Raw genomic sequence first — 24,666 nt, forward strand, 5'->3', positions numbered from 1 at the left:
GTTTATGAGTTCTTCTCCACAAGGAAACGTCCAACAGATTGTGTCCGACCTGATCCTGGGTCGTTCTCGCGCGTACCGTGAAAGCGTGGACCGTGAGGTGGCTGCCGTTGTTGTGGTGGAAGACGACGTACGCTTCCTCCCGGAAACGCTCAAAGCCGTGCTGGAGCAAGATGTGATGCCCGGAACCATCGTGGTGGCGGACTGTACCGGTCAGACCAAGCATCCGGTGCACTCCGCTTTCAGCGTTCGTGTGAGAGACCTGAGCGGCAGCCGGGACGCGCTGATTGAGCAGGTGGATATGCAGATGGTGCGGGTCAGCGGCGCCCGTTCGTTCTGTGATGCGGTGAACCGGGCGTTGCAGTACGCGAACCTGGCTCGTGGCGTGCATAGCCTGTGGATGCTCCACGATGATTCGCGCCCGGCGGACAACCGCTGCCTTGCGGCCTTGACCGACACCAAGCGCAACACTCCCACGGCCTCGCTGTTGGGTGCCAAACAGCTCGACTGGAACGGCGAACACGTGCACAACGTGGGCTATTACGAAGGCCGCCACCGCTTGGAAAGCCTGGTGGTGGACGGGGAGCCGGATCAGGAACAGTACGATGGAAGAACGGACGTGTTCGCCGTATCCTTGGCCGGCGCGCTCGTGCCGTTGCAGAGCCTCAAACAGTTCAGGGGCATCAACCCCTGGTTCGGGTCGATGGGGGAGGCCGGCGACTTCTCCCGTCGTATATGCTTGGAAGGCGGCCGTGTGATCGTGGTGCCGCAGGCCAGAATCGCACACCGGCGTGCTCGTGCCGAGGGCATACGCACCAAATCCGGTCAGCCGGTCGATGAGAGCAATCCGCAGGACACCTCGCGCGAACGTTTCAAATCCATCACACGCTATGCCTACACCGACATGACAGGTTCCCTGTGGCCGCTTGCGTGGTTGGTGCATCTTGTTGTTTCGGTTGCGGGTGCGATTCGAGAATTGTTCTCCAAACGCCCGCTTGGCGCTTGGAGCGCCATCTCCATGCCTTGGTACATGCTGTCTGCGCTGTTCCCGGCACTCAGAGCACGCGGCATGGTGCGCCGCAGCAGCAAGGTCGCCATATCCAAACTGCCGATGTTGCGTGCCGACTCGAGGCAAGTGTCGCAGTGGCGTCAACGCCGCAACATGTTCGAGAGCCAGAAACATGTGGTGCTGTTGAGTCCTCTGGCCAAATCCCATCTGCGTGAGCGGCGGATAAAACGTTGGAGTGGCGCTCTGGCTGTGGCCTTGGTGGCATTCACTTCCGTGGTGGCTGCATACTGGGATGTATTCCGTTCGGTGCTTTCCGGTGCGGCACTGTACTCCGACTCAGTGGCTTCTTCCGCCGCGACGATGGGTGCACTGTTCTCTTCCGCCACCACGCCATGGGCATTTGGCGTAGGTACCGGTGCAGCGGCACCGCCCTCGCCTTGGAATCTTGTTTGGTTCGCCGCTTCACTGCTGACGCTCGGACATACCACGGCATCTCTTGCCTTACTGTTCTTTGCCTCGGCTCCATTGGCCGCGCTCTCCATGTGGGCGTTGGCGGGCATTTTCACCCGTTCCAATTTCGTACGTGCCGCCGTATCACTGCTGTGGGTGTCTTTGGCATGGGGCACAGGGCTGTTCGACTCATTGAATCTGCCGATGCTCACGGTCATGATGTTCTTGCCGGCAGCGTTCGCATTCTCCTTCAGAGCCGTGGGCCTGTACCGTACCGAAGATCCGGTCACCCCTCACTCTTCCATACAGATGGCTGCCTGCGCATCGCTGTCCTTCATACCTGTCGTATGTGCTGAGCCGCAACTGTTGCTGCCCTTGATCATCATGTTCCTGGTCTTCGTGATCATGGTCAAACGCCATCGCGCCATGCTGCTGCTCACACCTCTGCCTGCCGCATTTGCGCTCGTTCCCACTCTCGTGCACGCTGTGCGCTATGCAGGCTTGGGATTCTGGCGTGAACTGTTCGGCGATGTGGCAGGTCCGGGCGGAGCTGATGCTGCTCCCGCATCGATCAATTTTATCGGTGTGCTCACACGCGCGTTCGGTTTGCCGCATGTCGAGTCCGCACAAGACATACCGGCCCTCTCCCCGGAGACATTTGCCGTTATGGCAGCGGTGGCGGCTGTAGTGGTGATGGCGATGATCGCGTTGCTGAGACCCAAAGTGTGCAGAGCGGCACGCATGATGTGGGTTATGGTCATATGTGGTGCGGTGTTGTCTCTGGTGGCGGCGCGCGTCTCCACGGCATGGGGGAGTGCCGGTTTGGTGTCTGGCTCGGTACTTCCCGGAGTGACGTTCATGATATTGGCGTGCCTGTCTGCCATCTGTCTGGCCTCGGGAGCCGCTGTACGCAAATACATTCCGCTGCGTCGTTCTGCCGAAGATCCATCCGGCAATACGCAGAGTTCATTGAGTGCTGCGGCTCAGATTGAGGGCTCCTCGGCAACCGCATCTGGCGGCGCAAGGATGGTGGCGGTACGTATGTGGCGTGCGGTCTTGGTGGTGGTGCTGCTCGCCGTCACTGTGATTTGGTCGTGCTTCGGATTGTGGGCGCATGAACGAGGCGTGCATGCCAGCGCTTCCGGTCTGCCGATGGTGGCGCGTGATTACCTGGAAAAGAACAGCGATCACCGCGTGCTCGCGCTGCGGGCTGAATCCGGCAACAAAGTGGAGTATGCCGTGATGCGTACCGGCAGGGGGGATCTCATGGACACCTCGCCGAGCTGGAATGCGCAGCAGGTTTCGGGAGTGAACGATCAGGCCGATTCCACGCTTGCCGAGGCGGCCGCGCAGCTGCTGTCCAACAGCGATGACGATGCGATTCGACAGATTGGCGCACTCGGATTCGGCGGCTTGTATGTGGTCAATGACACGTCAACTGGTGCCGAAGACGCCTCGCAGGCGCTTATAGGCAACGTGGGGGCAAGCGACGGGGTGCAGTCGGTGGTGAGTGCTGATGCAGGAACCTATTACCAAATCATCTCGGACGGCTCCAGCGCCCAGTCCGTCTCCAATCCGGGGCAGGCGAAGGCTCAAGAAAACCCCTGGCGCGATGTATGGATGTGGACGCTCATCGTGCTCGTCGTAGTGTATTTCCTGCTGGCGCTGCCCCGCGTGCGTCGCTACGGTCAGGAGCAGGCATGAAAAGGAACAAGAACGGTATGGGAGACGACGAGATGATGCTCGACTTCAGGCAGGACGATGCCGGTGAAGGTGCACCTGTGTCCCCGCAAGGTAACGATGTAATGTCCACGGCATCCTCCGGCATGGTTGGTGAGTCCATAGGCTCGACGAACGTCGACACCCCGGCAGGTGCACCACCTCTCGAACCCGCCGATGGCAATTCCGCACCGACAAAACCGTTGAGCTGGGTCGCGGCCGTGCTCACCATAATCATCGTGGTACTGGTGCTCGCCGCACTCATGTTCATGCCTAATGGCTTGGGCCCGGTGGATACGGCACAAGGTAAATCCGGACAGGCGAAAGAAGTGCGACAGACCGAACTTACCGCTTATTGCCCTGGCCGCATGTCGCTGCCCGACAACGGCAAGTACGGTGATGGGCAATTCCAGACCACTGAAGGTGATATCACTTCGTCATCGCGATATGGCGCCTTTGGCTCAGCTTACCGTGCCAGCATCGGCAAGATCAAAGACGGGACGGAAAGCGAGAGCACCGACCTTAAGGGCAGGGCCTCGGGAGACGGGCTCACAGCCAAGGCGCTTGCCGGAGATGTCAACGACGGTTCTCGCGTGTTGACCGCCAAACTGTTGGACGCCAAAGCCGGTACCGGTACCGCATCTGCAGTGGCTTCATGGGCCACACAAGGCGACTTGGCCGGAGCGTCAGCCGCAGCCTGTGTCGTGCCCGCTCTCGAACAGGACTTTTTGATTGGCTCCACCGACGAAGGGTCGACGCATCAGCTGGTCGCAGCGAATCCCTCTTCGAAGGCGACGTCGCTTGTCATTCGTGCTTGGGGAACAAAATCCGGCAATCCGATAGCACTGTCCACCGGCTCTACACTCACTGTGGGTGCTCACGGTGAAGCCAGCGTGGATTTGGCTGCTGGTGCACCTCATGAGGAAGGCCTGTATGTTTCGGTGACGAGCAAGGAAACCCCGGTGGCTGCAGTGGTACGTAGTGTTTCCATGGATGGGCTGCAATCCAAGGGTTCCGATTATGCCGTGCCGTTAGACGAAGCGAATCGCGAATCTTTGATCGCGGGCGTAAATTCGGGGGATCAGGTCAAGTTGCTGGCTACCGCTGAGCAGGCAGCTGACTTGAATGTATCATGGGTGACCGGCTCTGGTCTGGAAGACAAGCAGCATGTGCAGGTCTCCCGTGGCAAGGTAAGCATATCGGATTTGGGGCAGGCTCCTGACGGTGCGCTTGGTATCCGCGTCGAGTCCTCGGCCCCAGTGCATGTGCAGGCGGAAGTCAGCCGTACCAACGGTGCCCATGCTGACTTCGCTTACTTGCCGGCGTTGGCGCAGACTGGTCATTCGGCGTTGGCGTTGCCGTCCGGAGCGTCGGGGAATTTGACCGTGGTTAATGCTTCCGGCGAAAAGCAATCCGTGCATGTGACCGGCTACGACGGTGATGGCAAACGTGTGGGAGCCAAAGATGTCAGTCTTGCAGGTCATGCCGCGTCGAGCCTTGACCCCGCTGATGTAGGCGGTGCGGTGCTGTTCACCATGACGGGCAGTGACCATGTTGTGTGGGGCGCACGTCTGCGGTTCGACAGCGTTGACGCGGCGAATCTTGCCGACGTGGCTTTTGTGGGGCCATCCTCGCTGGAACCGCACAGCATGAAGGTGTGGGCCGAACCCAGTCAGACGGTGGTGCGCTGAACGGTCAATATTCCAGACCGCTCCAGTCCGGGTCAATATCTTCGGGACGGCGTCCGTACAGTTCGGCCAGTCCGGAGACCAGCGCATCTCGAATGGCCCACTGCAATTCCTGACGGTCAGGGTGATGCATCTGCATGGGCATGCGGTACAGCACGATGCGAGCGGGCACGCCGCGCCCGGCAGGGAAACAGTGCGATGTGAGATGTGACCGGCCTTCCCATGGCACAGGGCCGGAAGGGGGCACGTCTTCCACGGCGAACTGTACTGGAGTTGTCAGTTCGGGCCAGGCCAGGCTCAGTCTGCGAATCTGCGAGGACGCCATATCGTCGAATGAGCCCGACTTGGTGCGATAGCGGGGCAGGCGCACGCCAAAAGGCGGGGTTCGCACTCCTCGTCCATGAGGGTTGCGGTAGGTGTGGGAGAGCCAAGGGGGTTGTAGCATGCTTTCATGCTATGACGAGGCTCGGGCATCTGCTGTAGCATACGGGTCTGTGTGCTGCTAGAGTGCAGTGAGTGAGTTCGGGCTCGGTGCCTGACCGGAACGGGAGCGATGATGGAGCCAGTCAACATACCGGTGTGGCTAGATGGTGATATGACGGTCGTGGCCCGGGGCATGAAAGCCATCGCCTTCGATCTTGACAATACGCTGGCTCGTTCCAAGAAGCCGATGCTGCCGGACATGGCGGCGCGTATCACCGAGCTCACCAAGCTTGTTCCGGTGGCGGTAATCACCGGCGGCAGTTTCGACTTGGCACGCAGTCAGGTGCTGGATATGCTTGGGGGGAGTGCAAACCGTGAGCATGTGCATATCATGCCGACCAGCGGCACACGCTACTACCGTTGGGCTGATGGGCAGTGGCGCTGCCAGTATTCGCTCGACCTGAGTGATGAGGCCCGGCGTGCCGCTAAAGCGTCCATTGAACGGCATGCCAAAGCCCAAGGAGTTTGGGAACAGGATGTGTGGGGGGACCGCATCGAAGATCGTGGCAGCCAGATCACCTTCTCGGCTCTGGGACAGTCGGCTCCCGTCGAGGCCAAGGAGCGTTGGGATCCCACCAACGCCAAGAAGGACCGTTTGGCAGCTGCAGTGGCCGTTGATGTGCCGGAATTGGTGGTGCGTTCTGGCGGGTCCACCAGTATTGATATCTCGGCCAAAGGGATTGATAAAGCGTATGCGGTAGGCAAGCTGTGTGACATGTTGGGCATTGGTATTGACCAGGTTGTGTTCGTCGGTGATCGCATGGATCCTGACGGCAACGATTACGCGGCTGCGCTTGCTGGTACAAGACCCATACGTGTGTCGGGTCCCGCTGACACATTGCGCGTGTGCGATCGCATTATCTCCGTACTGGAAGATGACAATGCGCGCGGAACGAATGGTGGGTGACGTTGTATTGACGGGCGACACGCCGTTGGCCTTGAGGTTTCGTCCACATGAGGTGTGTGTGCCGTCGCTTTTGGCATCGGGCTGATAGATTTTGGGAGCATGATACGAGCGACAGCAATATTGCCTCTATTTTCATCTCGCCTGAGCGGTGGTACCGATGAAGAATATGGCGGGCGGCTAGTCTATGGTATTCGACGGTGTATTGCCGCACTGGTGAATGTAATCGCACCGCGTGGATGCGCTGGATGTGATGCTCCGGACGAAGTGCTGTGCCCGACATGTACTGTGCTGTTCCACGGTGTGCATCGTCGGCAGTTGGGTGTTGGAGGAGACGGAGGGATAGGCTACTGCTGCGCTCGGTACCGAGGGATGGCGAGGCGGGCCATCCTGCTGTGGAAAGATCATGGCGATCAGGAATGTGACCGGGTGTTCGGTGCTGCGCTGGCGCATCTTGCCGTGACGTCAGGAGTTGCGAACAGTGTTGAGCGAGGGCCTCATACGTTCCTTGTGGTGCCCGCACCGTCCTCGAGCCGATCGATGCGGCGGCGTGGGCGTAATCATATGTTGCGTGTGGCAAAGATCATGGCTCGCGAATTGCGGAGAGCGGGTATCGAAGCGCAGGCGCAGTCGGTGTTGCAGATACATGGGGTGAGTGCAAAGTCGGTGGAGACCGGAGGTGCTGCCGGACGTGCCAAACGCATTCAAGGGCACATAGTGCCGGTTCCTCACGCAGATTGCCGAGGTCGGAAAGTGCTGTTGATCGACGACATCGTCACCACGGGAGCCACCATGCGCCAGTGTGTCAAAGTCCTGCGTCTGTCAGGTGCGTACCAAGTGTGTTGCCTGGCTCTTGCAAGCAGCGACGCTACTGTCTAGAGGCTGATGTTCAGTCTTGTGCGCAAATATTATGAGGTTAAGGGTGTTAATCCAGTTGGCTCGGAGCGATAATTATCGTGCATGGGCTACCGCCATTTCATCCCAGCGTGTGGTGCACCGCGCAGAGAGCATGTCCCTTCTCATAGACCATGTGGCACCGGTGTCGTTATCGCCACGGCCGGTTCCGCGAATGCCACCGTACCCGATTCCGACATGAAAATCTCCGAACTTATGCGTTATCTGGTCGAGCGCCGCACCGAGTTCATGGGTGTCTCGTTGCGGCTCGAGCCCATCGAATGTGGTGTATTGTGCTGCGTCGGTGAGGTCAAGCAGCATCACCCCGGCACGTACGTAACGGGCATGGTGGTCGAACCGGTTACGCAGCGCGTCGCAAGCGGCCTTGGTGATGATCAACGGGTCGTCGCTGGGATTGGTCAGGGTTGCTGTGCCTCTGATGCTTACGCGTTCCCGCTCTTCTCCATACGGGCTGCTGGAGCAGAATGCGGATACGTACGAGCATAGGCTGTGCTGCCTGCGCAGGCGACGGCAGGCCTTCTGCGCGTAAACGCTGAGTGCTTGACTCATATCGTCGAAACCGGAGATGGGGTGTGAGAACATCCTTGAGCATAGTATCTCCCCGGATCTCATGCCCATGTTGGCATCGCTTTCCTGAGTGATGCACGGCACGCCGTTGAGTTCCAGTACGGTACGTTCCAGGGTGACGGAAAACCGTCGTCGGATGGCGGCGGGGTCGCAGTTGCGCAAATCCAACGCGGTTATGATGCCGATGGCCTGCAGTTTACGGGTAATATGTCGGCCTACGCCCCACACCCGTTCTACGGGAATGCTGGCAAGTGCCTGGTCGCCGTATCGGCGTTCCATGTCGCTCCACATGGTCACCCCGTGGGATGATGGGTGGTCCTTGGCCCAATGGTTGGCGATTTTTGCCAGAGTTTTGGTAGGGGCGATGCCGATGCTGAGTGGAATGCCGACGCTGGTGAGTACGGCTTGTCGCATTGCCGTTGCTTGGGACATAGTGTGTTCGACTCCCCATTGGGGCCTCATAAAGCATTCGTCGATGGAGTAGATCTCCTGCCCAGGCAAGAAGCGATCCATCACTGACATCATGCGCGACGAAAGACTGGCGTAGAGTTCGTAGTTTGAGCTCCGAGCAACGATGCCAAGTTCTTGGGCGCGGGTGCGCAGCCTGAACCACGGTGTGCCGTTGGTGATGCCCAACTGTTTGGCTTCGCTGGATCGTGCCACCACGCATCCGTCGTTATTGGAGAGCACGACGACCGGCTTGTGTTCCAGTGATGGGTCGAACACCCTCTCGCACGAGGCGAAAAAGGAATCGGCATCGGCAAGCACATATCGGCTTGATGAGGTTTCGTAATCCGGTGAAATGGTCATCTGTTCTGTCGTTTCGCCGATGAAGGCTCAATGTTTGGATTTGGCTTGGAGGTCGGACGCATCGTGCCGGGAACAGCGGTTCGTTGCCGGTGCGTGGGGAAGGTGGACAACTGCTTGGTATGTCGTCGTTGCTGGTGGAAGTTGCCCACCACAACACCCCAAATGCGTAGTTCGCTGGCGTCGTATGAGGTGAAATCTGGATAGTTGGGGTTTTCGGCATGCAGGATGGGCTGTTGATTGTTGAGCAACAGGCGTTTGACTGTCAGCTCGTCATCCAGGACGGCAAGAACCACATCTCCGTCTTCGGGTGAGAGGGAGCGGTCTACCACCAGCAAGTCGCCATCCCAGATGCCCGCCCCCTCCATGGAATCTCCTGCCACAGTGATGATGAATGTGGTATCAGGGTGGGTGATGATCTGTTCGTCAAAGCTGAAGTCGCCTGCAAAGTAGTCTTGTGCGACCGATGGAAACCCGGCGTGTACCGATTCCAGTGCCATCGGTACCGGCGTGGGGGACAGGCGCGAGCGGAATATGGACGTCACCGAGCAGTCTCGCTCAAATGTTGTCGCCACGTTTGCGGAATGCATATCTCACCTCCTGGTATTCGAACATATGTTCGAATACCAGTATGAGTGCTCCCATAGACACCGCTACTGACGCCTACCGCTCGGCGATATGATGCTTAGGTAGGATGATCTCGAAATCGACGCCACGATTGTCGTCTACGACCCTCACATTGCCGCCGTGCAGCTGAGCCGCCCAGCGGGCGATCGACAGTCCGATGCCGGTGCCGCCGGATTCAGTGCCCATACCGTTTCGTCCTTTGACGAACCGGTGGAAAATGTCCGTGCGCTCTGACTTGGGAATCTGCTGGCCGAAATTGACTACATTGGTCACAATGGTGCCATGAATACGGTCCTCATGCGCCTGTATCAGAATCTCGGTGTGATCCTCGGAATGTTTGAAGGCGTTTGAGATCACATTGGTGAACAACTGGCGCAGACGGTCACGGTCTCCTTCAAGACTCAGCGATTGCGGCACTCGTATGTCCAGCGTATGGCTGTGTCCGGCATCGGCGATTTCCAAAGGCTCGATGGTTTCGTCCAAAAACTCCGCAAGGTTGAACTGCTCGATGTTCAGGCTTGCCGCGCCTGCCTCCATACGTGACAGGTCAAGCAGAAATGCAATAAGATCCGACAGTCGGTGGGTCTGGTTCAGAATGCTTTCCAAATTGGCTGGCGTCGGTTCCACCACGCCATCTGCAAGGTTCTCGAGCATGGCCTGCAAAGCCGAGACGGGGGTGCGTAATTCATGGCTCACATTCGCCACCATGTCTCGGCGCATCTGGTCGGCGTGCTCAAGTTCCTCTGCCATATCGTTGAATGAGTGCGCCAACTGACCGACCTCGTCCTTGCTGGTGTCGTCGGTCTTCACGCGCACGCTGTAGTCACCCTCGGCCATCGCTTCGGCGGCGTCGCGCATCTGGCGCAACGGGGCGGTCAATCCGCGGGAGAACAGATACGTGATGCCAAGCGTCACAGCCAAGGTCAGTGGCATGGCGATCCAGCCGCTCAGACCTCCTTTGAGCAGAAACCACGCCATGACGAACGCGATACCGGTGGAGGAGACGATGATGACGCTCAACTCCATTTTGAGTGAGGAGAACAGTCCGATGGGTCGTGATGTCTCAAGAATCTTTTCCGAACCGTTTTTCACGGCGTCGATGCTTGGTTTGTGCATTATGACAGATAATTCTGTGAGGGGATGGAGCGATTCGGCAACCCGCCGTTGTCTCCTCTTGACGGCAGAGAGGAGGTGTTGCCAATGGCCGCCGCAACAGCGGTGCCGGCACCTGCATCGGTATGCTCAACCGTGGAGTCCTGCGGAGGAATGAACGCATATCCCACGCCGTGGGCTGTACGAATGCAATCCGTGCCCAACTTATGGCGTAGCGCCTTGACATGCGAGTCGACAGTGCGGGTGCTTGAGGAATCATACCAGTTCCAGATGGTCTTCAGCAGCTCTTCGCGGCGGAAAACGGTTTTGGGCTTGCGTGCCAGGGTTACCAGCAGGTCGAACTCAGTGGGGGTCAGGTGCACTTGCTCACCTCGCAAGGTCACTGCCCGCTCCTTGGGGTTGATGACGATGGATCCGAAGTTCAACTGTTGCTCCTGGGCGTGGTGCTGAGCAATAATGCCGGCCTTTTTTACACGTCTGAGCAATGCTTCGCACCGGGCGATAAGCTCGCGTGGGGAGAAAGGTTTGGTCATGTAATCGTCGGCTCCTGCGCGTAGGCCATTGACCTTGTCGGATTCTGCATCTCGCGCGGTAAGCATGAGCACCGGTACCGGTCGTTCTTCGATGATGCGTTTGGTGGCGCTGATACCGTCCAGCACCGGCAACATCACGTCCATAATCACCAGATCAGGCTTCAAGTCGCGAGCCACCTGCACCGCGCTGGCCCCATCGCCGGCTACTTGGGCCTGCCATCCTTGGGCGGCTATGCGTTGGGCTATGGCCGTGGCCAGATCCGGCTCGTCTTCGACCACCAGGATGACAGGTGCTCCAGAATCCTGCATGACGCTGCTCTCCATATGATGCCTTTCTCCTACGTAATGTTTCCAAGAATAGCCGTACCGTGCACCTTTGGCGCTTTGTGGATGTGTATGTTTCCCCATGGGCGGCACAGTATCTGCGGTGTCAGAGCCAGTGATAGCCATTCGTTGGTCCAAGCGGCGTGGCATAATGGCAGGAATTCAATGGTAAGCTCATGGAGGATTCATGGGGTATGAGATTGGCGATGTAGTCGTCTATCCACGTCATGGCGCTGCGAAGGTTGTGGCGTTCACGGAACATACGGTCAAAGGCATCAAACGCGACTATTTGCAGCTCTCGGTGTTGTCGTCAGACGGGCTCGTCATCGATGTGCCTGTAGACAGCGTCAAGAAGGTCGGCGTGCGTAATATCGTCGACGGCAAAGAGGTATCCAAGGTCTTCGAGATTCTGCGCACCCCGATCGTCGACAAAGAGAAGATGAACTGGTCTCGTCGATACAAGTTGAATGTCGAGAAGATATCGACCGGTGATGTCAACAAAATCGCCGAAGTGGTGCGTGATCTGGCGCAGCGCGACGTGGATGAGCATGGTCTTTCCGCAGGGGAGAAGCGCATGCTTACCCGTGCGCGCAGCATTCTGACTTCCGAGATTGCGCTTTCCGAAAGCATCGAAGAGGATGAGGCTCAGCATCTGCTGGATGTCAACTTGGGATATGTGCCGATGGAAGAGGCCGATGCCAAGCACCACAGCAAAGAGCCCGATGAACCTGCGGCCAGAACCTTGGAACGCGTGGCTGAAGAAGAGGCGGCAGAGAAGAAGTCAGCGAAAGCCAAGAAGAAGTAGAGGCCTGTGTCTTTGGGGCTGCCAAAGACACGACGGCTTAATATAAAACGAGTGGCGGTATCGTGTTCATAACGGTACCGCCACTCGCTGTATTGTTGCAGTTTCCTGTATTGTTGCAGTTTTCGACACGGCTCTTTGTGTAGGGCGCAGTGCCGGGGTGCGGCGCATCGTGCCGGCAAATTCCATCACCGGTTACGCAGGGTGTGTATACCTTTTGCCACGAGCCACAGCAGGGTGGAGATGGTGACGATAATAAAGCTTGGGGGCGCCGGGAACATCGCGGAGATGGCCAGTCCTCCCCAGATGGAAACCAAGCAGAGCACGCCCGCCACTACCATCGATGCGATGGGAGAGCCGACGATCATGTTGGCGGTGGCTGCGGGGGTGACTACCAGAGCGAAAATGAGCAGTGTGCCCACCGCAGGCACGGCAATAGTGATGACACCTGCCATGATGGACATGAACAGCACATTCATCAGCCCCACGGGCACGCCTTTGGCCTGCGCCACCTGTTCGTCGAGGGAGCTGAACAGCAGAGGACGGTAGATTACCGCCAACACGACGAGCAGCACCACATCGAATATTGCAAAGCCGATGATCTGATCGTCGCTGATGGTCAGAATGGAACCGAAGAGGATGGATTGCATCTGCTGTGAGGCCGAACTGGAGAGTCGGGCGAAGAACAATCCCAATCCGGTGGCGAACGCCAGTACGGTACCGGTGGCGATTTCTCGTTGTGAGGCACGCTTGCCCAGAGCACCGATGATGAGAGCGCCTCCTAAGGCAAACACTCCCATTCCCAGCGAGACAGGGAGTCCCAGCAATACCGCTCCAGTGGCACCAGGCAAACCGATGTGCGCCAGAGAGTGAGCTGCGAATGTGGACTTGCGCGCAATGGTGAAATAGCCCATGACTCCGGCTGCTATGGCAATGCACAGTCCGGCGATGAACGCATTGGTCATGAACGGCTCGTTGAGCACCGCCATCCAGTCGCGCTCAAAATGGAAATCGATAGCGCTCATTGCTTGCTCCTTGCATGGTGGTGATGGAATTGCGCGACTTCGGCAGGGTTGTGCGTGTCAAGCGTCATGTCCTGCGGCTCATCGGGGCTTGGAGTGACGAACATGTCGCCCTGCGGAGTCGTTACCACTTGTACGGTGGTGCCATACAAATGGGTGAGCAGGTCAGCGTCGAGCACTTCGTTCATGCGTGCGTAATGGGGGTGTCCGTCCAGCAGATAGACGGCTCCTGTGAGAATGGGCAGCAGCATGTTCAGATCGTGCGCCACTACCTGAATGGTCATGCCCAAGTCCTGGTTGAGTTTTGCCAGCACGTGTACGGTCTCGTGCTGGGCAGCCAAATCCAGATTGGCAAGCGGCTCATCGAGCATCAGCAAATCCGGTTCACCGACGATGGCCTGGGCAATGGCTACGCGTTGGCGCAAACCTCCCGACAGCTCCGCGAGACGATACTTGGCTTTGTCTCTCACTCCGGTGAACGTCATGGCCTCATACGCACGCTGTTTTTGTTCGGCAGTCAACGGGTGCAGACCGAACTGTGTGCCGTTGATTCCCAGAAAGACCGACTGCTCGGCAGTTAGGTTCGATTCGATGTCGCCGGCGTAGTTCTGCGGCACGTAGCCGATGCGTCCGTTGACGGTTCCGGGCTTGCCTCCCAGTACTTGCAGCGAACCGGTGGACAGTGGCAGCAGACCCAGTTCCGCACTCATCATTGTGGTTTTCCCGGCACCATTGGTGCCCACAATCGCAGTCACGGAACCATAGGGGATGCCAAAATTTCCATGACTCCATATGGTGCGGTCGCCGCGTTTGATGCTCGCATCCGTAAACGAGATGGCCATGTCCTCATTCTCGTTTGAGGGCGCAGTGGTGGTTGATGTTTCGGTACATGCTGCGTTCACACTGGCCTCCTGTGAGATAGTGCGGTTGTTGATTCTATGATTGCCTCAGATGCTGACCAGAGTTGGTATCTGAGCGTTATGCCTACACGTGAGTTGGACAACACGGCGTCTTGCGGTTGGAGTGCGGCTGGCATCACCCCGTCCGTTTACTTGCCGGGATCGGTTTGCCCCTCGTTGGAAGGTGCCGACGGCGCCGTTGGAGATGGGGAAGGCTGCGGTGTGGTGCTGCCCGTGCCGTCTCCCGCCGAATTCGATGCATCTCCAGCGCCACTGGTGTTGTCGGGAGAAACCGGATGATCAACAGCGGTACCGTCGAACTTTTTCAGGGCTTGGGTTACGTTGTTCATCAGATGAGTGACCCAGGTAACGAGATTCTTCTCATTCTCCGGCATCTGTTCGCTCACATCCACTACGGGTACTTCGCTGCGTCCGGCTGTTCCGGTCAGAATATTCGTAGCGTCATTGGCTTCCTGGGTGTTGTTGATCAGAAGAGCGGCTTGACGGGAGGAGAGTATGGTCTTGAACTTCTGCAGGTCCGACGGCGAAGGCTCTCCTTCAGAGGAGGAAGAACGTGCATAACCTTTTGGTGTCACGTCTTGCAAGCCCAAGTCGTCCATCAGGTAATGGGCCACTGATTCTGTGGCGACGTACGGAGTGCCGTTGTGTGCGTCCTTGAAGCTCTGCATCTTGTCTTCGAGGGTTTTTTCCTGCGACTGCCACTTCTCGTAATTGTTTTTGAAATCCGTCGCGTTTCTTGGCTCAATGGCGATAAACGTATTCTTCAGAGACAAGGCCACCGCTTGGCGTGCGATTTTGGAGAACCACAGGTGCGGGTTGCTGCCTGTCCTGGTGCCGGTCAGCTCCGAGGCGCTGACGCTGGTGGTCTTCTTGGCGATGCTTTTGCCGGCCCAGTCGTCGTATCCGGCTCCGTTGGTGAGCAATACCTGTGCCTTTTGAATCTTGGCGATGTCGGCGGTCTGAGGCTCGAAATCGTGGGCATCCCCGGAGGTGCCGTTGACAATGGACTGTACCTGCACATGCTTGCCGCCGATTTGCTCGGCGAGGGAACCCCACTGACCGATGGAGGCGACGACATCTATTTTGCCGACGGTTTTGGAACTGCTTTGGGCAGCGGCCTTCTCGTCGTTGTCAAGATCGTTGTTTCCCTTCGAGCCGCAGGCGGCCAATGAGGAGAGCATGCCGGCGGACACCAGAAGCGTCACGGCCTTGAGCAATATGCGATGTTTCATCTTGCGCCTTCCCGAGGTTCGCAGTCCCGTACCTGCTTTCGGTACGCGGATTGTAAAACGATGGTTTCCACTCTACAATACAGAAAACGATACCCGTTTCAGCGGAAGCGGTTTCACGGTTCGCCGAAGGAGTGAAGAAATGGTAGTCAATCAGCCGTTGGTGTTGGATGGCAAGGCTGCGGCCAAGGCAATCAAGGAAGATCTGCATCGGCGCGTGGATGTTTTGCGCAGTCGGGGCATCACTCCGGGACTGGGCACGGTACTGGTGGGGGATGACCCCGCTTCGCAGAAGTATGTGGCTGGCAAACACCGCGATTGTGCACAGGTGGGCATCCACTCCATTGCGGTGAACATGCCGGCGAGTGCTTCCTTGCAGGATGTCCTTGGCGAGGTCGAAGCACTCAATCGCGATCGTGCGTGTACGGGATATATTGTGCAGTTGCCTCTCCCTCGGGGCATTGACCAGCAGGCTGTGATCGAGCATATCGACCCTGCCAAGGATGCTGACGGCATGCACCCGTACAACTTGGGCCAGCTGGCGTTGCACACACAGGGAACCGGGGTGCTGGAGCAATCGGGTGCAGCGTTCCCGTTGCCGTGCACGCCCAGAGGCATCGTCACGTTGCTTGACCGGTATGGGGTGTCGTTGGATGGTAAGAACGTGTGCGTGATAGGCCGAGGCATTACTGTGGGGCGTACCATCGGCATGTTGCTCACGGGTAGGGATGTCAATGCCACGGTAACGCTCTGCCATTCTGGTACGTGCAATGTGGCGGAGCAGGTGTCGCGTGCAGATGTAGTGGTGAGCGCCACTGGTGTGGCAGGCTTCGTGAAACCGCAAGACGTTAAAGAAGGAGCCGTACTGGTTGATGTGGGCATCTCTCGTGTGTTCGACGAGCAGAGCGGCAAGTACCGCATTGCCGGTGACGTGGACCAGGCATGTTACGAACGCTCAAGTGCCTACACACCCAATCCTGGGGGAGTCGGACCGATGACGCGTGCCATGCTGCTGACCAACGTCGTGGAGATGGCGGAGAGGGATGCTGCGGCTCAGTGATGCGACACGCCCGGAATGCCAGCATAATTTTGGCTAGGGTTCCCTATATTCTTAGGGATTGTTGCAGCGTTTGTCGCTGTTTCTACAACTTAACACTGATATTATCCATCCACACATGAACAGAAACCACGTTAATGGCAGAAAACAATAACGAAGTCGCCAAGGTTGCGATCAATGACATCGGCACCGAAGAAGACTTCATCAAGGTGGTTGATTCCACCATCAAGAATTTCGATGACGGTGACCTGGTTGAGGGCACGGTCGTCAAGATTGACCATGATGAAGTGCTGCTTGACATCGGTTACAAGACCGAAGGTGTCATCCCGTCCCGTGAGCTTTCTATCAAGAAGGACGTGAGTCCTGATGAGGTCGTCGAAGTCGGGGACACCATCGAGGCGCTCGTCGTCACGAAGGAAGACAAAGAAGGTCGGCTGATCCTCTCCAAGAAGCGTGCACAGTACGAGCGCGCTTGGGGCGACATCGAGAAGATCAAGAACGATGACGGTGTGGTTGAAGGCACTGTCATTGAGGCTGTCAAGGGCGGCCTGATCGTCGATATCGGCCTGCGTGGCTTCCTGCCCGCCTCCTTGGTTGAGATGCGCCGTGTCCGCGATCTTTCTCCCTACATCGGTCAGAAGATTCAGGCCAAGATTCTCGAGCTCGACAAGAACCGCAACAATGTGGTGCTCTCCCGTCGTCAGTACCTCGAAGAGACGCAGTCCGAAGTTCGCGAGACCTTCTTGGCTCAGCTTAAGAAGGGCCAGATTCGCGAGGGTGTCATCTCCTCCATCGTCAACTTCGGCGCATTCGTCGATTTGGGCGGGGTGGACGGCCTCATCCACGTCTCCGAGCTTTCTTGGAAGCACATCGACCACCCGTCCGAGGTCGTCAAGGTTGGCGACAAGGTCACTGTCGAGGTGCTGGATGTGGATTTGGATCGCGAGCGTATCTCGCTGTCTCTCAAGGCCACCCAGGAAGATCCTTGGCAGCGCTTCGCCCGCACTCATGTGCCCGGGCAGATCGTCAAGGGCAAGGTCACCAAGATCGTGCAGTTCGGTGTGTTTGTGTCCGTCGAAGATGGCATCGAAGGCTTGGTGCACATCTCCGAGCTGGCCAACCGTCACGTCGACAACCCGGAGACCGTCGTCAAGCAGGGCGAGGAAATCTTCGTCAAGGTCATTGACGTTGATCTCGACCGCCGCCGCATCTCGCTGTCCCTGAAGCAGGCCAACGATTCCGTTGACGCCTCCTCCGAGGACTTCGATCCGGCGCTGTACGGCATGCCTGCCGACTACGACGACGAGGGCAACTACAAGTATCCTGAAGGCTTCGACCCGCAGACCAACGAGTGGATCGCTGGCTACGAGGAGCAGCGCAAGGAATGGGAGAGCCAGTACGCAGCGGCCCACGATCTGTGGGAGCAGCACAAGGAGTTCGCCATCAAGGAGAACGAGAAGGCTGAGGCTTCGGCAAGCGCCGACAACCAGGCTTCCAGCAGCGAAAGTGCTCCTGAAGAGTCCACGAACTACTCCTCTCAGGCGGCTACCGAGGGCACGCTTGCTGATTCCGATCAGCTCGCAGCTCTGCGTGAGCAGCTCATGAACGAGAAGAAGTGAGCTAGCGGCGTAGTCCGTTGATGCGGCTCGCATTGAGCAAGCCGGTCATGGAGTGGGTGGTGCAGATTGTTGCGCCACCCACTTTGCATATGCACTTGTGTCTGGGCATGGCAGGGTATGACTGCATCTATGGCAGGTTGCGGGTTGTGGTGATGGTGAGCAGTAACAACACCATATGTATCGAGTTGGCGAGGAGCCGGTATGCTGGTTGATTCTGATTTGCGCATGGTAAGGGTCGGGCTTACCGGGGGAATCGCCGCGGGGAAAAGCACCGTTGCCGCACGACTGGGCAAGCTTGGGGCTTTGCTGATTGACTATGATGTGCTTGCCAGAAAAGTTGTTGCGCCTGGGGGAGAAGCGATGCGGCGCATTGTGGAGGCGTTCGGTGAGCAGGCAGCTTTGCCGGATGGTTCCCTTAATCGTGCGTGGATGGCCGAACGCGTATTCGGGACCGGCGCCGATCGTGGTGCCGTGCAGATGCTGAACGCCATTGAGCATCCGCTGATTTATCAGCTTGCTCAGCGCGAAGAGCGGATTATGCTCAATGCGCAGCGCTCCTCTGCCGTGATGCAGACTAAAAGAAAAGCGATAGCTGGCACTTATACGGTGGTGGTGCATGATGTTCCGCTACTGGCGCAGGTGGTCAATGAGATGCCGTTTACGTTTGACTGCATAGTGAGTGTGGAAGCGCCTGAAGTGGAACGTATGAGGCGCATGGTCGTATTGCGTGGGGCGAGTGAGGAACAAGCCAGAGGGCGGGTGCGCAGTCAAGTGGGTGAACAAGAACGTAAAGCGTTGGCCGACGTCATTATTGACTCAACACAGCCACTCGAACAAATGTTCGAGTGTGTTGATATGCTGTATTCATCGTGGCAGCGAGGGGACATGGGGAGGTAAGTCGTGGGTTTCAACATCGAACGTACCAGTAAGCCGTTTGTGGTCAAGTCGCCGTACCAGCCGTCTGGTGATCAGCCTCAAGCCATTGAGGAATTGGCAACGCGCATAGAAAACGGCGAGAACGACGTCGTGCTGATGGGTGCCACAGGCACCGGTAAAACCGCCACGACTGCGTGGCTGGTGGAGCGGCTGCAGCGGCCGACGCTGATCTTGGAGCCAAACAAGACGTTGGCTGCGCAGCTATGTGCGGAGTTTCGCGAGCTGATGCCGGATAACGCCGTGAGCTATTTCGTATCGTATTACGACTACTACCAGCCTGAGGCATACATTCCTCAGACTGATACATACATTGAGAAGGACTCCAATATCAACGACGATGTGGAGCGGCTGAGGCATGCGGCCACGGCCAACCTGTTGACCCGCAACGATTGTGTGGTAGTGGCTACAGTCTCATGTATCTATGGCCTGGGTACTCCCGAAGAGTACGCCGGCCGTATGCTGATGCTGCATGAGGGGCAAGAGGTCAATCGAGACGAACTGTTGCGTACGTTCGTGTCCATGCAGTACAAGCGCAACGACATTGCGTTTACCCGCGGCACATTTCGAGTGCGTGGGGACACGGTCGAGATCATTCCGGTCTATGAGGAACTGGCTATTCGCATCGAGTTTTTCGGTGATGAGATCGACCGTATTTCCACACTGCACCCGCTGACAGGTGATGTCGTGGCTCATGAACCTTCTGTGCATATCTTCCCTGCATCACACTACATCGCAGGTCCTGAGCGCACCGAACGGGCCGTGAAATCCATCAAGGAAGAGACTGCTCAGCGTGTGTCAGAACTGAAGAAGCAAGGCAAGGAGCTCGAGGCGCAGCGTCTTTCGATGCGTACCACATACGATCTGGAGATGATTGAGCAGGTTGGTTCCTGCGCTGGCATCGAGAATTATTCCCGTCACTTCGATGGCAGAGAGCCTGGGTCGGCGCCGCATACTTTGCTGGACTTTTTCCCGGACGATTTTCTGCTGGTCATTGATGAATCGCATGTCACTGTGCCGCAGATCGGAGCCATGTTCGAGGGGGATGCCAGCCGTAAGCGCACACTGGTGGAGCATGGGTTCCGTCTTCCTTCGGCTATGGATAACCGTCCGCTCAAGTGGCCTGAATTCCTGGAACGTGTGGGGCAGACCGTCTATCTTTCCGCCACGCCCGGCGATTATGAGATGGGGCTTTCCGACGGAGTAGTGGAGCAGGTTATCCGTCCCACAGGTTTGCTCGATCCTGAGATCGAAGTGCGTCCGGTCAAAGGGCAGATTGATGATTTGCTGGGCGAAATCAAGGATCGTGTGGCCAAAAACGAGCGCGTTCTGGTCACCACGCTGACCAAGAAGATGGCGGAGGATCTGACCGATTACCTGCTGGAACGCGACATCAAAGTGGAGTATCTGCATTCGGATGTGGACACACTGCGGCGAGTTGAGTTGCTGCGCGAACTGCGCGAAGGCAAAATTGACGTCATTGTCGGCATCAACCTGCTGCGTGAGGGCCTTGATTTGCCCGAGGTCTCCTTGGTTGCCATCCTTGATGCAGACAAAGAAGGGTTCCTGCGTTCCTACCGCTCGCTCATACAGACGATTGGTCGCGCTGCAAGGAATGTTTCGGGCACAGTGCTCATGTATGCAGATGAAGTCACCGAGGCTATGGGCAAAGCAATCGATGAGACCAGCCGCCGCCGCGCCAAGCAGATTGCATACAACAAAGAGCATGGTGTGAATCCCAAACCACTGATTAAAAAGATCAGTGATGTCAATGACATGCTGGCCAAAGAGGATATTGATACCCAAGCTCTGCTTGATGGCGGTTATCGTGACGAGAAACGCGCAGGCGTCAAGCCTGTGGCTCTGACCGGCCTAGATGATGCTGATTTGCAAAAGCATCATGACGACATCATCAAGGCCGGCTTGCCTGCGCAAGATCTGGCCGATCTGATTCGTCAAATGAGTGACCAGATGCATACGGCGGCAGAACAGCTGCAGTTCGAACTTGCTGCACGTTTGCGAGATGAGATTCGTGATTTGAAGAAGGAGCTGAGGCAGATTACCGAAGCGCAGAAATAGCTGTCACAAGTGTGGATGCAGTCAGCGCCATTCCGTAAGCTTGGCGTATGTCTGAAACCCCAATGCCATTCATGGTGGTCACTTTTGTGGTGCTTGCCGTTTTCTTTGTCGTTGACTTGTTTGTTATCGGCCTCAAACCACACATTCCCTCTATGAAGGAGTGCGTTCGTCATATCGCGTTTTTCATAGTCGCATCACTGATTTTCGGTGTGCTGGTATGGTGGGTGGCCGGTTCTCAACCTGCCATTGAGTTCTACTCAGGCTGGTTGACGGAGTATTCGCTCAGCATTGACAACCTGTTTGTATTCGTCATCATCATGTCGAATTTCGCTGTGCCCAAGCGACTGCAACGCTATGTGTTGAGTGTGGGTATCGCAGTGGCCTTGGTTTTGCGAGGAATCTTTATCCTGGTGGGTTCGGCCGTCATCGCCAAGTTCACATGGGTGTTTTTCATCTTTGGGGCGTTCCTGATCTACACGGCAGTCAAACTAGTCGGCGGTAACGGTGATGACGAAGAGGAATACCATGAGAACGCGCTGATTCGGGCATTGCGTAAAGTGGTTAATATCACTAACGATTACGATGAGACTCATCTGCGTGTGGAACGTGCGGGTAAAAAGGTATGGACGCCTCTGCTCATTGTCTTCCTCGCAATCGGTACCACCGATGTCATGTTTGCATTCGATTCGATCCCCGCAATCTTCGGTCTCACCAAAGACCCATTCATTGTCTTTACGTCCAACGTGTTTGCCCTGTTGGGATTGCAGCAGCTGTACTTCATGCTTGGCGGCCTGCTTGACAAGCTTGAGTATTTGCCCTACGGGTTGGCGGTAGTTCTGGGTTTCATCGGCGTGAAACTGGTCATGGAAGCGCTGCACGGGAATACGTTGCCGTTCTTGAATGGTGGCAAGCCGATTGAACAGGTGCCGGAGATCCCTACCTGGGTATCGCTGGCTGTGATCGTTGTGGCCCTGGTGGCAGCCTCGGTGGCGAGTCTGCTGAAAATGCGTCATGATGAACGAGCTGGTGCACAAGATGAGATCGAAGCAAAGAGCGAGGTGTGATGTGAGCGCTCACATGAATTTGGGTGTCGCACGAGTGAAATGACCCTCCTCCTAGTATGCTGGAAGAAGACCCGGCATGCACGGGTCGGTACATTCATCAACAGACAGGATAGGTAATCGATGCGCAAGGCGAAGATTGTAGATACCATAGGACCCGCGACCGAATCGCTGGAGAATCTCACCAAGCTGGTGGAGAATGGCATGGACGTGGCGCGCCTCAACCGCTCGCACGGCACCCCTGAAGATCACTTGAAGGTCTACAACAACGTTCGTCAGGCATCGAAGGCCACGGGCCGTAACGTTGCCGTCTTGGTTGATTTGCAGGGACCGAAGATTCGTTGCGGTTGGTTCAAGAAGAACGCCGAGGGCGAGGACAAGGTTCAGCTTGAGGCCGGTCAGGAATTCGTCATCACCACTGACGACATCGAAGGCGACGAGCACATCACCTCCACCACTTTCAAGGGCCTGCCGGGCGACTGCCACCCAGGGGATCCGATTCTCATTGACGACGGCAAGGTTCGTCTCGAGGTCACCAAGGTCGAGGGTAACAACGTGCACACCAAGGTGATTGTGGCCGGCCCGGTGTCAAGCCACAAGGGCATCAATCTGCCGGGCGTGGCCGTGAGCCTGCCTGCGCTCACCGAGAAGGACGAGTCCGATTTGCGCTGGGCTGTGCAGACCGGTGCTGACATCATCGCCATGTCGTTTGTGCGCTTCGCCTCCGATATCGACCGTGCTCACGAGATCATGGACGAGGAAGGCCGTCGCATTCCCGTCGTTGCCAAGATCGAGAAGCCGCAGGCTGTCGAGAACCTTGAGGACATCGTGAAGGCCTTTGACGGCATCATGGTGGCTCGTGGCGACATGGCGGTGGAGATGCCGTTCGAAGAGGTGCCTCTGGTCACCAAGCGCTGCATCGAGCTTTCTCGCCAGTATGCCAAGCCGGTCATCGTGGCCACCGAGGTGCTCGGTTCCATGGTCAACTCCCCGGTGCCTTCACGCGCCGAGGCTTCTGACTGCGCCAACGCGGTGCTTGACGGTGCCGATGCCACCATGACTTCCAATGAGACCGCCGTGGGCAAGTACCCGTTTGAGACGGTGAACACCATGTCCCGCATCTCTGGCTATGCCACCGAGCACGGCTACGACCGTATCCCTGAGATCGACAACCTTGACATGTCGAGCACCGGCGCGGTGTCTTCCGCCGCCGTCGATCTGGCAGACAAGATCAACGCTAAGGCCATCGTGGCTTATACTCAGACCGGCAGCACGGTGCACCGTGTTTCCCGCGAGCGTCCGCAGGCCCCGATCTACGGTATTACCAACAACGAGCACACTTTCCACTGGCTGGCTCTGAGCTGGGGCACCGAAGCGTTCTGCACTGAGGAGAACTACCACGACAAGAGCCGCAAGGACCTCATGATCTCCACGGATCAGCTGCTGCGCGCCGCGGGCAAGGTTTCGGACGGTGATAAGATTGTGGTGCTCAGCTCTGCACAAGGTGAGCGTCAGTCCGGTCGTACCGATTCAATCTACATCCACACCGTGGGTGCTTGCGACTGAGTCACATAAACCGCAATGATTGCTTCATTGCCGAACGCTGCTAAGTAACGGCGCTTTACTGGGAATATGCGGAGTCATGCTGCAAGGTGTGGCTCCGTTTTCCGTTCGCAAAACAATACTGAGCAGTACCGAACAAAATTTACTTGATGTACTTACCGCTTCTGGCGTGTACAGTCGAACGAGCATGCTATATTAGTCAAAGTGCTTGCGGTTGTATGGCTGCGGTACAGATACAAGCCCTTGTATCCCAATTGGTAGAGGAAACAGCCTCAAAATCTGTGCAGTGTGGGTTCGAGTCCCACCAAGGGCACGCTTAGCGACGCAAGCCGATGGCTGAAAATACTCGTCGTATTTACTTTTTGCTTTACATTTGGAGATGTAAGGACGTTGATTACATATGAATGCGGAGGCGGATACTATGGAAGAGATTCTCACTGAAGAAGAGTTGAAAGCGGCTGCAGCGGTGGATGCTGTAGAAGAGGAAGTTCCCGAGTTTGATCCGCAGGAATCCAAGAAACCAAGCAAGCACACTGTAGTGGTGGCGGAAGATGAATCCGTGAACCGTATGGATCTGGTCGCCATGCTTGAGGACAACGACTATGAGGTGGTCGGGGAAGCGGCGAATGGTGAAGAAGCCGTGGAACTGACCCGCAAGCACCGTCCGGACGTGGTGTGCATGGATGTGCAGATGCCGGGCATGGACGGCATTACCGCGGCCGGGACTATCTGCGATGAGAATATCGCTCCTGTAGTGCTTCTTACCGCATACTCTCAGACCGATTTGGTGCGCAAGGCAACCGGTGCCGGTGTGATGGCGTATGTCACCAAGCCTTATGAGGAGTCGAAACTGCTTCCGGCCTTGGAAGTAGCTATCGGCCGTTTTGCTGAAATCAATGATTTGCTGGACACTGTGGAACGCGGCGAAAGCGAGTTGAAAAAAGCTCAGGATGACCTCAAAGCGGCTCAAGAAAAGCTCAAGGCTGCTGAAGATTCGCTCGAGGAGCGTAAGCTCGTGGATCGTGCCAAGGGTCTGCTCATGGACAAGGCCGACTTCAGCGAGCAAGGTGCTTTCCGTTGGATTCAGAAGACATCGATGGATCAGCGCATCCCCAAGAAGCGTTTGGCAATGGCCATCATCGCCAAGTACGGTGATGCCAAGGTGTCTCCCGAGCAAGGCGAGTAACCCAACACATAAGGAGATGTGGCGTGGCAGTCGAGCAGGTCGAGAATGGTGAGACAAAT

General features: G+C 57.0%; 19 protein-coding genes, 1 tRNA gene and 1 pseudogene. 13 read left to right on the forward strand and 8 right to left on the reverse strand.

Annotated elements, in window-relative coordinates; genetic code table 11:
- Positions 1 to 4: 4 nt before the first annotated feature.
- Both ACSYSO_RS03490 and ACSYSO_RS03495 read left to right on the forward strand, forming a co-directional pair.
- Positions 5 to 3,160: a glycosyltransferase family 2 protein gene (locus ACSYSO_RS03490; protein ID WP_491702004.1), complete on the forward strand. Its 3,156-nt coding sequence runs from the start codon at positions 5 to 7 to the stop codon at positions 3,158 to 3,160.
- Positions 3,157 to 4,866 carry a DUF5719 family protein gene (locus tag ACSYSO_RS03495; RefSeq protein WP_491702005.1) on the forward strand — a complete coding sequence of 570 codons (1,710 nt, stop codon included), beginning with the start codon at positions 3,157 to 3,159 and terminating at the stop codon, positions 4,864 to 4,866. The genes ACSYSO_RS03490 and ACSYSO_RS03495 overlap by 4 nt, the downstream gene beginning before the upstream one ends.
- A gap of 4 nt (positions 4,867 to 4,870) precedes the next feature.
- Here the strand turns inward: ACSYSO_RS03495 and ACSYSO_RS03500 are convergent, their stop codons facing one another.
- A complete protein-coding gene (locus tag ACSYSO_RS03500; protein WP_489798586.1) occupies positions 4,871 to 5,308 on the reverse strand; it encodes a metallopeptidase family protein in 438 nt (145 codons plus the stop codon).
- Positions 5,309 to 5,416: 108 nt separating this feature from the next.
- Here ACSYSO_RS03500 and ACSYSO_RS03505 point away from each other — a divergent pair, with 108 nt between their 5' ends.
- Entirely contained in the window at positions 5,417 to 6,253 is an 837-nt protein-coding gene (locus ACSYSO_RS03505; RefSeq protein ID WP_491702006.1) for an HAD-IIB family hydrolase, read from the forward strand.
- A gap of 369 nt (positions 6,254 to 6,622) precedes the next feature.
- Positions 6,623 to 7,129, forward strand: coding sequence for a ComF family protein (locus ACSYSO_RS03510; RefSeq protein ID WP_491702007.1), 507 nt, complete (start codon positions 6,623 to 6,625; stop codon positions 7,127 to 7,129).
- A 72-nt stretch (positions 7,130 to 7,201) separates the two neighbouring features.
- On the opposite strand, the gene ACSYSO_RS03515 is transcribed toward ACSYSO_RS03510, so the two are convergent.
- The 4 genes and pseudogenes from ACSYSO_RS03515 to ACSYSO_RS03530 form a co-directional block, all read right to left on the reverse strand.
- Complete coding sequence (locus tag ACSYSO_RS03515) at positions 7,202 to 8,542, reverse strand: Y-family DNA polymerase (protein WP_491702008.1); 1,341 nt, start codon at positions 8,540 to 8,542, stop codon at positions 7,202 to 7,204.
- On the reverse strand, positions 8,539 to 9,129 hold the full coding sequence (locus tag ACSYSO_RS03520) for a LexA family protein (RefSeq protein ID WP_491702009.1): 591 nt from the start codon (positions 9,127 to 9,129) through the stop codon (positions 8,539 to 8,541). Before ACSYSO_RS03520 ends, ACSYSO_RS03515 begins: the two co-directional genes overlap by 4 nt.
- Positions 9,130 to 9,202: 73 nt before the next feature.
- A complete protein-coding gene (locus ACSYSO_RS03525) occupies positions 9,203 to 10,192 on the reverse strand; it encodes a sensor histidine kinase (RefSeq protein WP_491702052.1) in 990 nt (329 codons plus the stop codon).
- 233 nt (positions 10,193 to 10,425) lie between these two features.
- Positions 10,426 to 11,136, reverse strand: a pseudogene (locus tag ACSYSO_RS03530) (response regulator transcription factor); the annotation flags it as partial.
- A gap of 187 nt (positions 11,137 to 11,323) precedes the next feature.
- Between ACSYSO_RS03530 and ACSYSO_RS03535 the strand changes: the two are divergent.
- Positions 11,324 to 11,941 (forward strand): CarD family transcriptional regulator, encoded by a 618-nt coding sequence (locus ACSYSO_RS03535; protein ID WP_489798579.1) that lies wholly within the window; start codon positions 11,324 to 11,326, stop codon positions 11,939 to 11,941.
- Positions 11,942 to 12,126: 185 nt separating this feature from the next.
- On the opposite strand, the gene ACSYSO_RS03540 is transcribed toward ACSYSO_RS03535, so the two are convergent.
- From ACSYSO_RS03540 to ACSYSO_RS03550, 3 genes are all read right to left on the reverse strand, one after another.
- Positions 12,127 to 12,963 carry a metal ABC transporter permease gene (locus ACSYSO_RS03540; protein ID WP_489798577.1) on the reverse strand — a complete coding sequence of 279 codons (837 nt, stop codon included), beginning with the start codon at positions 12,961 to 12,963 and terminating at the stop codon, positions 12,127 to 12,129.
- Positions 12,960 to 13,802 (reverse strand): ATP-binding cassette domain-containing protein, encoded by an 843-nt coding sequence (locus ACSYSO_RS03545; protein ID WP_489798929.1) that lies wholly within the window; start codon positions 13,800 to 13,802, stop codon positions 12,960 to 12,962. Before ACSYSO_RS03545 ends, ACSYSO_RS03540 begins: the two co-directional genes overlap by 4 nt.
- Before the next feature lie 206 nt (positions 13,803 to 14,008).
- Entirely contained in the window at positions 14,009 to 15,112 is a 1,104-nt protein-coding gene (locus tag ACSYSO_RS03550; RefSeq protein WP_489798575.1) for a metal ABC transporter solute-binding protein, Zn/Mn family, read from the reverse strand.
- Between the two features lie 139 nt (positions 15,113 to 15,251).
- Here ACSYSO_RS03550 and ACSYSO_RS03555 point away from each other — a divergent pair, with 139 nt between their 5' ends.
- From ACSYSO_RS03555 to ACSYSO_RS03590, 8 genes are all read left to right on the forward strand, one after another.
- On the forward strand, positions 15,252 to 16,169 hold the full coding sequence (locus ACSYSO_RS03555; protein ID WP_489798573.1) for a bifunctional methylenetetrahydrofolate dehydrogenase/methenyltetrahydrofolate cyclohydrolase: 918 nt from the start codon (positions 15,252 to 15,254) through the stop codon (positions 16,167 to 16,169).
- Between the two features lie 134 nt (positions 16,170 to 16,303).
- Positions 16,304 to 17,785, forward strand: coding sequence for a 30S ribosomal protein S1 (gene rpsA / locus ACSYSO_RS03560; protein ID WP_491702010.1), 1,482 nt, complete (start codon positions 16,304 to 16,306; stop codon positions 17,783 to 17,785).
- Positions 17,786 to 17,986: 201 nt separating this feature from the next.
- On the forward strand, positions 17,987 to 18,682 hold the full coding sequence (gene coaE / locus ACSYSO_RS03565) for a dephospho-CoA kinase (protein ID WP_489798569.1): 696 nt from the start codon (positions 17,987 to 17,989) through the stop codon (positions 18,680 to 18,682).
- A gap of 3 nt (positions 18,683 to 18,685) precedes the next feature.
- Positions 18,686 to 20,797, forward strand: coding sequence for an excinuclease ABC subunit UvrB (gene uvrB, locus ACSYSO_RS03570; protein ID WP_489798568.1), 2,112 nt, complete (start codon positions 18,686 to 18,688; stop codon positions 20,795 to 20,797).
- Between the two features lie 47 nt (positions 20,798 to 20,844).
- A complete protein-coding gene (locus tag ACSYSO_RS03575) occupies positions 20,845 to 21,861 on the forward strand; it encodes a TerC family protein (protein WP_489798566.1) in 1,017 nt (338 codons plus the stop codon).
- A gap of 120 nt (positions 21,862 to 21,981) precedes the next feature.
- Positions 21,982 to 23,424: a pyruvate kinase gene (pyk, locus tag ACSYSO_RS03580; protein WP_489798564.1), complete on the forward strand. Its 1,443-nt coding sequence runs from the start codon at positions 21,982 to 21,984 to the stop codon at positions 23,422 to 23,424.
- 236 nt (positions 23,425 to 23,660) lie between these two features.
- A tRNA-Leu gene (locus tag ACSYSO_RS03585) sits at positions 23,661 to 23,734 on the forward strand.
- An 87-nt stretch (positions 23,735 to 23,821) separates the two neighbouring features.
- On the forward strand, positions 23,822 to 24,607 hold the full coding sequence (locus ACSYSO_RS03590; protein WP_491702011.1) for an ANTAR domain-containing response regulator: 786 nt from the start codon (positions 23,822 to 23,824) through the stop codon (positions 24,605 to 24,607).
- Positions 24,608 to 24,666 lie beyond the last annotated feature (59 nt).

Source organism: Bifidobacterium sp. ESL1130, from assembly GCF_058507935.1.

What these genes read in the sequence shown, in the direction of transcription:
- ACSYSO_RS03490 (WP_491702004.1), top strand. Translation starts at nt 5, where the DNA reads ATGAGTTCTTCTCCACAAGGAAACGTCCAACAGATTGTGTCCGACCTG.
- ACSYSO_RS03495 (WP_491702005.1), top strand. Translation starts at nt 3,157, where the DNA reads ATGAAAAGGAACAAGAACGGTATGGGAGACGACGAGATGATGCTCGAC.
- ACSYSO_RS03500 (WP_489798586.1), bottom strand. Translation starts at nt 5,308, where the DNA reads ATGCTACAACCCCCTTGGCTCTCCCACACCTACCGCAACCCTCATGGA.
- ACSYSO_RS03505 (WP_491702006.1), top strand. Translation starts at nt 5,417, where the DNA reads ATGATGGAGCCAGTCAACATACCGGTGTGGCTAGATGGTGATATGACG.
- ACSYSO_RS03510 (WP_491702007.1), top strand. Translation starts at nt 6,623, where the DNA reads ATGGCGAGGCGGGCCATCCTGCTGTGGAAAGATCATGGCGATCAGGAA.
- ACSYSO_RS03515 (WP_491702008.1), bottom strand. Translation starts at nt 8,542, where the DNA reads ATGACCATTTCACCGGATTACGAAACCTCATCAAGCCGATATGTGCTT.
- ACSYSO_RS03520 (WP_491702009.1), bottom strand. Translation starts at nt 9,129, where the DNA reads ATGCATTCCGCAAACGTGGCGACAACATTTGAGCGAGACTGCTCGGTG.
- ACSYSO_RS03525 (WP_491702052.1), bottom strand. Translation starts at nt 10,192, where the DNA reads ATGGAGTTGAGCGTCATCATCGTCTCCTCCACCGGTATCGCGTTCGTC.
- ACSYSO_RS03535 (WP_489798579.1), top strand. Translation starts at nt 11,324, where the DNA reads ATGGGGTATGAGATTGGCGATGTAGTCGTCTATCCACGTCATGGCGCT.
- ACSYSO_RS03540 (WP_489798577.1), bottom strand. Translation starts at nt 12,963, where the DNA reads ATGAGCGCTATCGATTTCCATTTTGAGCGCGACTGGATGGCGGTGCTC.
- ACSYSO_RS03545 (WP_489798929.1), bottom strand. Translation starts at nt 13,802, where the DNA reads ATGGCCATCTCGTTTACGGATGCGAGCATCAAACGCGGCGACCGCACC.
- ACSYSO_RS03550 (WP_489798575.1), bottom strand. Translation starts at nt 15,112, where the DNA reads ATGAAACATCGCATATTGCTCAAGGCCGTGACGCTTCTGGTGTCCGCC.
- ACSYSO_RS03555 (WP_489798573.1), top strand. Translation starts at nt 15,252, where the DNA reads ATGGTAGTCAATCAGCCGTTGGTGTTGGATGGCAAGGCTGCGGCCAAG.
- rpsA (WP_491702010.1), top strand. Translation starts at nt 16,304, where the DNA reads ATGGCAGAAAACAATAACGAAGTCGCCAAGGTTGCGATCAATGACATC.
- coaE (WP_489798569.1), top strand. Translation starts at nt 17,987, where the DNA reads ATGCTGGTTGATTCTGATTTGCGCATGGTAAGGGTCGGGCTTACCGGG.
- ACSYSO_RS03575 (WP_489798566.1), top strand. Translation starts at nt 20,845, where the DNA reads ATGTCTGAAACCCCAATGCCATTCATGGTGGTCACTTTTGTGGTGCTT.
- pyk (WP_489798564.1), top strand. Translation starts at nt 21,982, where the DNA reads ATGCGCAAGGCGAAGATTGTAGATACCATAGGACCCGCGACCGAATCG.
- ACSYSO_RS03590 (WP_491702011.1), top strand. Translation starts at nt 23,822, where the DNA reads ATGAATGCGGAGGCGGATACTATGGAAGAGATTCTCACTGAAGAAGAG.